Origin of the sequence: Acinetobacter sp. NIPH 1852, assembly GCF_022549455.1 — a bacterium.
In the GTDB taxonomy this organism is placed as follows: Bacteria; Pseudomonadota; Gammaproteobacteria; order Pseudomonadales; family Moraxellaceae; genus Acinetobacter.
Window position 1 is genome coordinate 1 of the sequence record NZ_JAKZGG010000039.1, and the last position, 2,238, is coordinate 2,238.

At 34.0% G+C, this 2,238-nt stretch carries 2 protein-coding genes; both read right to left on the reverse strand.

Features of this window, described 5'->3' with window-relative positions:
* Nucleotides 1-421 precede the first annotated feature (421 nt).
* Entirely contained in the window at nucleotides 422-700 is a 279-nt protein-coding gene (locus MMO38_RS16425; protein WP_241324182.1) for a hypothetical protein, read from the reverse strand.
* Complete coding sequence (gene repM, locus MMO38_RS16430) at nucleotides 697-1,599, reverse strand: replication initiation protein RepM (RefSeq protein WP_241324183.1); 903 nt, start codon at nucleotides 1,597-1,599, stop codon at nucleotides 697-699. Before repM ends, MMO38_RS16425 begins: the two co-directional genes overlap by 4 nt.
* Between the last annotated feature and the right edge of the window lie 639 nt (nucleotides 1,600-2,238).

Consider the following 2,238-nt stretch of genomic DNA (forward strand, 5'->3'; position numbering starts at 1 on the left):
CCTTTTGATACCGCTTTGATAACCTTTTGATACCGCTTTGATTTTTTGTAATCTTTTAATCAACTTTTAGTCATCTAAAAGTCACCTTTTTGTACACTTTGCAACCTAAAAGTAATCTTTTAGTCATCCAAAAGTAATCCTTTTGTCTTTTTTGATGAATACGCCCTTTTTTGTACCGATTTTTGCAGATTTTGAATGAATATCGAATATGGATTTAAGGCGAATTTTTGGTATACACCATACGCACATAGTCATGATGCAAAAAATCTTCGATTTTTTCTTTTAAAATCAAAAGAATAAAACATTAAAAGCACTAAAAATCCAAAAAAAACCGTCAAAAAAATGTTTGCGAATGTGTACAATTGATAGCTAATTTATTGAAATTTATATGCAATTTTGATTACAACTTGAAAACATTGAATTATACGGGAACCGCCTTTTTATATTCAGGAATCAGCTCCTTTAAAACCCGTTGAATGTTGTCTTTATCCTCGATCTGCAAGTTATCCCGATAGTGAATTAAATCGGCTATCTGTTTTTCAATTTTTGTCTTTTCTGCTGGTGCGGCACTCTTAGATTTTCGGGATAGTAGGAATATATAACCGCAGATATTTTCCCTCGCAATTTCATAATTAACGATGTCGGTATATTCAATTTGAACGCCTTGAAAGTTGGCTGTTAGGTTCTCCAGTTGCATCATGGTTTAAATCCTGCTTTTTCTAAAATAGGGTAAAGTTTTCTAAACTTTTCAGGCTGTAAAAGCATATCAGCGATACGGATAGCAAATTGCTGAAAGCTTTCAGTACCCTGTGAATAGCTAGACATTTCGGGCATTTCAGACATTTTATTTGCAAATAAATGACGTTGTGCATCGGTCATTTTGATGAAAAAGTCGGGCGTGTTGGGGTCTCGTTTAGGGTCTAGTGTTTTAGGTTTTTGTTTCTGCTTAATCGTAAATTTTATATGAGTGAATTTACGCCCTGTTTTTTGAGGTTCTGCTGTAACTTTTAAGTCGGTTTGCTCGTTAATTTCTTCAATGGATGGGTCTATAACCCAAGCAATTAAATTTCCCGTTGTTTTGTATCTTGAGCCTAAATCTAGCATTACTCTTAAATCATCTATGGCTATTGAACGCTCCCCAACAGATTTATATTGAGTTAGTAGCTCATAGATGCGTACAGAGTATGCCCCCTGCATTTTTGATACTTCAGATAGCATATATTGAGTGAAATTCGCTTTTACATTGGATATAAATGGCAATATATCCTTAGAAAACCTAAGAGCAACAATACTCTGATTTTCTGTAAACTCTATACGTTGAACCCAACGCATTTTTATCAGTTTGTCATCAATAACTAGGCTAATAGAACGCTCATACAAGCGGTTTACAGCTTCTTTTAAGTCCCTGTAAGCTGTTTTCTCATGCACCCCTAAAGCCTGTAAGTCTTGGATACTGACAGTATAGATTTCATCATCTGACACTTCACACATTTTAGGTATCTTGGCGATAGCCGATAAAACAACACGCTGTTCAACAACAGATAGGCGATAACTAGCCTCAATAACTTGGTTCGATTTCACTACTAATTCATTTTGCATAATTCTGTATTCATTTTAAGTATTAGAGATAATTTATACTAATATATTAGAAAAATCAATCTCTAATAGTTAGTAGTCAATCTCTAATAGTTAGTAGTCAATCTCTAATAGTTAGAGTAGTAACAACATGATTATAAAAGAGAAAAACAGCCCTAAAATATTTAAAATATTAAAAATATTAAAAAAAGAGAAAAAGCAAAATCAAAGGCAAAATCAAAGGCTATGGCACTCGCTTCGCTCGTGTCGTTTCAAGAGCAAAAGCAAAGTCAAAAGCATTGATAATGTATTCGCTGCGCTCATACTTTTTGAAAAGCAAAAGCTTCAATGTGTCACTCGTAGACACTCGCTAAAAAATATCTTCAGTAATTCCAAAAGAGCAAAAACTGTTTTTCAGAGGGGGGAAATAAGCGAATTTTCTTTGTGTCACTCGTAGACACTCGTTTGGTTAATTCCTCTTAGCGTCAAAAGAAAAAAACAAAGCGAACGAAGTGTGAGCGACATAACGATAGATCGTTTATTTCTCTCCTTGATTACAGCTTTTTCTTAATTGGATTTTTGACAATAAGGGAAATGAATGCAGGATTTGTTTTAAATATGGGCTTATTTTGCGTTTTAAGGCGTTTTAAGGCGTTTTAAGGC

What these genes read in the sequence shown, in the direction of transcription:
- MMO38_RS16425 (WP_241324182.1), bottom strand. Translation starts at nt 700, where the DNA reads ATGATGCAACTGGAGAACCTAACAGCCAACTTTCAAGGCGTTCAAATT.
- repM (WP_241324183.1), bottom strand. Translation starts at nt 1,599, where the DNA reads ATGCAAAATGAATTAGTAGTGAAATCGAACCAAGTTATTGAGGCTAGT.